This window comes from Pseudomonas sp. PS02303, assembly GCF_029959925.1.
Classification (GTDB): domain Bacteria; phylum Pseudomonadota; class Gammaproteobacteria; order Pseudomonadales; family Pseudomonadaceae; genus Aquipseudomonas; species Aquipseudomonas mandelii.
Genome location: NZ_JASCOM010000385.1, coordinates 1 through 3905 on the forward strand (window position 1 = coordinate 1; position 3905 = coordinate 3905).

General features: G+C 61.7%; 4 protein-coding genes. All 4 read left to right on the forward strand.

Annotated elements, in window-relative coordinates; translation table 11 throughout:
* The first annotated feature begins 213 nt into the window (after window positions 1-213).
* The 4 genes from tauA (at window position 214) to tauD (ending at window position 3814) form a co-directional block, all read left to right on the forward strand.
* Window positions 214-1191: a taurine ABC transporter substrate-binding protein gene (gene tauA / locus QMX98_RS32980; RefSeq protein WP_282412003.1), complete on the forward strand. Its 978-nt coding sequence runs from the start codon at window positions 214-216 to the stop codon at window positions 1189-1191.
* A gap of 16 nt (window positions 1192-1207) precedes the next feature.
* A complete protein-coding gene (tauB, locus tag QMX98_RS32985; protein WP_010464784.1) occupies window positions 1208-2002 on the forward strand; it encodes a taurine ABC transporter ATP-binding subunit in 795 nt (264 codons plus the stop codon).
* On the forward strand, window positions 1999-2832 hold the full coding sequence (gene tauC / locus QMX98_RS32990; RefSeq protein WP_010464786.1) for a taurine ABC transporter permease TauC: 834 nt from the start codon (window positions 1999-2001) through the stop codon (window positions 2830-2832). The genes tauB and tauC overlap by 4 nt, the downstream gene beginning before the upstream one ends.
* 139 nt (window positions 2833-2971) lie before the next feature.
* Window positions 2972-3814, forward strand: coding sequence for a taurine dioxygenase (tauD, locus tag QMX98_RS32995; RefSeq protein ID WP_010464788.1), 843 nt, complete (start codon window positions 2972-2974; stop codon window positions 3812-3814).
* The last annotated feature ends 91 nt before the right edge of the window (window positions 3815-3905 follow it).

The window sequence follows — 3905 nt, forward strand, 5'->3', positions numbered from 1 at the left end:
GGCAAGCCTCGCTCCTACAGTTTTGTGTCGGTCCCCATTTGTGACTCGACCCCGAATCTGTAGGAGCGAGGCTTGCCCGCGAAGGCCGCACTGCGGTCTCCCTTAGAATTTTCCGCTCATAAGCTCATTCGAAAAAGTTATTTATTTTCGGATTCTTAGATCATTTAGTCTCCTTTCACGCCGACTCTCGGTCGCCTGACAAGGAGCTTCTCAATGAAACTGAATTTCTCTCTTCGCCTCTTGGCGGCCGCGTCTCTGGCTGCGGCGAGTTTGTTTGCCCAGGCGGCTGACGTGACCGTCGCCTACCAGACCACGGTTGACCCGGCGAAGGTCGCCCAGGCCGACGGCGCTTACGAAAAAGCCACCAACGCCAAAATCGACTGGCGCAAATTCGACAACGGCGCCGACATCATCGCCGCCATCGCTTCCGGCGACGTGCAGATCGGCTACCTCGGTTCCAGCCCCCTGACGGCGGCCATCACCCGCAAAGTCCCGGTAGAAACCTTCCTCATCGCCACCCAGATCGGCGCGGCTGAAGCCCTGGTCGCCCGCGACGGCTCCGGGATCAAGACTCCGCAAGACCTGATCGGCAAAAAAATCGCCGTGCCGTTCGTTTCCACCGGCCACTACAGCCTGCTGGCGGCGCTCAAGCACTGGAACATCGATCCGTCGAAGGTCACCGTGCTCAACCTCGCTCCGCCCGCCATCATCGCTGCGTGGAAACGCGGTGATATCGACGCCACTTACGTGTGGGACCCAGCCCTCGGAGTCGCCAAGGAAAACGGCAAAGTGCTGATTACCTCCGGCGAACTGGCCAAGTTCGGCGCTCCGACTTTCGATGCCTGGATCGTACGTAAGGACTTCGCCGAGAAGCACCCGGAAATCGTCACTGCGTTCGCCAAAGTGACCCTCGACGCCTACGCCGATTACCGCAAAGACCCGAAAGCCTGGCTGGCCAATCAAAGCAACGTGGACAAGCTTGTCAAACTGTCGGGCGCCAAGGCCAGCGACATTCCGTTGTTGCTGCAAGGCAACGTCTTCCCGCTGGCGGCTGACCAAGTGATCAACCTCGGCGCACCGACCACCAAGGCCATTACCGACACCGCCGCCTTCCTCAAGGAACAAGGCAAGGTCGAGGCCGTGCTGCCGGACTACGCCCCTTACGTCAGCGCCAAGTACATCACCAACTGATCGGGAGTTAACTGCGATGGCTTTGCTACAGCTGGAGCGCATCAGCGCACAGTACCCCGGCGCCGCCGAACCGGTACTGGCGGATATTTCCCTGAGCCTGGGCCCACAGCAGTTGCTGGTAGCCCTCGGCCCGTCCGGCAGTGGCAAGACCTCGCTGTTGAACCTGATTGCCGGTTTCGTCGAACCCAGCGCCGGGCGCATCACCCTTGACGGCGTGCCGGTCAAAGGCCCGAGCGCCGAACGTGGCGTGGTGTTCCAGGACGACGCCCTGCTGCCTTGGCAGGACGTGTTGGCCAACGTCGGTTTCGGCCTGGAGCTGGCCGGCATTGCGCGGGAAAAACGTGAACTGCGCGCTCAGGAAATGCTCGCACTGGTGGACCTTTCCGGCTTCGAAAGTCGCCGCATCTGGCAGCTCTCGGGTGGCCAGAAGCAACGTGTCGGCCTGGCCCGTGCGCTGGCCGCCGACCCGCGCGTTTTGCTGATGGACGAACCCTTCGGCGCCCTCGACGCCTTCACCCGCGAACAGATGCAGGAGCTGCTGCTGCAAGTCTGGCAGCGCACCGCCAAACCGGTTTTCCTGATTACCCACGACATCGAAGAAGCGGTGTTCCTCGCCACGGACCTGATTCTGCTGGCGCCTGATCCGGGACAAATCGTCGAGCGCCTGAGCCTGGATTTCGGTCAGCGGTATGCGGCCGGTGAGTCAGCTCGCTCGATCAAGTCCGACCCGCGCTTCATCGAAACTCGCGAACACGTACTCGCCAAAGTGTTCTCCCAACGCAGCACCGCCCAGCGGCAGGAGCGCGCATGAGCAGCTATCAAATTCCCGCCGTCGCGGTTAAACCGGGTTCCACGGACATCCCGTCACGTCGCAGCCTCAGCACTCGGTGGATCAGCGTGCTGACGCTGGTGGCGCTGGTTGTCATTTGGTGGGCCGTCACCGCCACAGGGATGATCGAACCGCTGTTCCTGCCACCACCGTCCGCCGTGCTGCAAAAGGGCTGGCTGCTGGTGACCAGCGGCTACATGGATTCAACGTTGTGGCAGCACTTGGGGGCCAGTCTCAGCCGTATCGGTCTGGGCCTTGGTTTCGCGGTGCTGACCGCCGTGCCCATCGGCATCGCCATCGGCCATAACCGCATCGCCCGCGGCGTGCTCGATCCGTTGATCGAATTCTACCGGCCGATTCCACCGCTGGCTTACCTGCCGCTGATCGTGATCTGGTGCGGCATCGGTGAGCTGTCGAAAGTCTTGCTGATCTACCTGGCGATTTTCGCCCCGATTGCCATCGCCACTGCAACTGGCGTGCGCACGGTTGACCCGGCCAAACTGCGCGCCGCGCAGTCGCTGGGTGCGACCCGGGCGCAATTGATTCGCCATGTGATTCTGCCGAGCGCCTTGCCGGATATTTTGACTGGCGTGCGCATCGGCCTCGGTGTGGGTTGGTCGACGCTGGTTGCCGCCGAATTGATCGCCGCCACCAGCGGTTTGGGTTTTATGGTGCAGTCGGCCGCGCAATTCCTGGTCACCGATGTGGTGGTGCTGGGGATTCTGGTGATTGCCCTGATCGCGTTTGCCATGGAAATGGGCCTGCGCGCCCTGCAACGCAAACTGGTGCCGTGGCACGGCCAGGCCCACTGAGTTTTTTGGGATCTTAATGTGGGAGCGAGCCTGCTCGCGATGGCGGTGTATCAGCCACCACCCTGTCGCCTGACTCTCCGCTATCGCGAGCAGGCTCACTCCTACAAAAGCTCGGCACCCCGGATTGAAGAGAATCACCATGAGCAACCTGACCATCGTCCCCCTCAGCTCGGCCCTCGGCGCCCAAATCAGCGGCATCGACGTCAGCCAGCCACTGAACCTGGAACAGCGCGACGCCATCGAGCAAGCGCTGCTCAAGCATCAAGTGCTGTTCTTCCGCGACCAGCCGATCACGCCGCAACAGCAGGCGCGATTCGCTGCGAATTTTGGCGACCTGCACATCCATCCGATCTACCCGAACGTGCCGGAACAGCCCGAAGTGCTGATCCTCGACACCGCCGTCACCGACGTGCGCGACAACGCGATCTGGCACACCGACGTGACCTTCCTGCCGACCCCGGCCATGGGCGCGGTGCTGAGCGCCAAGCTGTTGCCGGAGTTTGGCGGCGACACGTTGTGGGCCAGTGGCATCGCGGCGTATGAAGCGTTGTCCGCGCCGATGAAAAGCTTGCTCGAAGGCCTGACGGCCACACACGATTTCACCCGTTCGTTCCCGCTGGAGCGATATGGCAACACGCCGCAAGCGTTGGCCCAGTGGGAAGAAGCACGCCGCAAAAATCCACCGCTGTCGCACCCGGTGATTCGCACACACCCGGTGAGCGGGCGCCGGGCGTTGTTCGTCAATGAAGGCTTCACGTCGAAGATCAATGAGCTGTCGGACACCGAGAGTGAAGCGATTTTGAAGCTGTTGTTTGCTCATGCGACGCGGCCGGAATTCACCATTCGCTGGCGTTGGCAAAAAGATGACGTGGCGTTCTGGGATAACCGCGTGACACAGCATTACGCCGTGGATGATTACCGACCGGCGCGGCGGGTGATGCAGCGCGCGACTGTGTTGGGGGATGTGCCTTTCTTTCGGTGAGTCCTGAGTTCTTTACTGCCTGTTCTGGCCCCATCGCGAGCAGGCTCGCTCCCACAGGGTCTGTGCCTGACACAAATACACTGTGGGAGCG

Excerpts from the sequence above, each read along its gene's own strand:
- tauD (WP_010464788.1), top strand. The coding sequence starts at position 2,972 with ATGAGCAACCTGACCATCGTCCCCCTCAGCTCGGCCCTCGGCGCCCAA.
- tauA (WP_282412003.1), top strand. The coding sequence starts at position 214 with ATGAAACTGAATTTCTCTCTTCGCCTCTTGGCGGCCGCGTCTCTGGCT.
- tauB (WP_010464784.1), top strand. The coding sequence starts at position 1,208 with ATGGCTTTGCTACAGCTGGAGCGCATCAGCGCACAGTACCCCGGCGCC.
- tauC (WP_010464786.1), top strand. The coding sequence starts at position 1,999 with ATGAGCAGCTATCAAATTCCCGCCGTCGCGGTTAAACCGGGTTCCACG.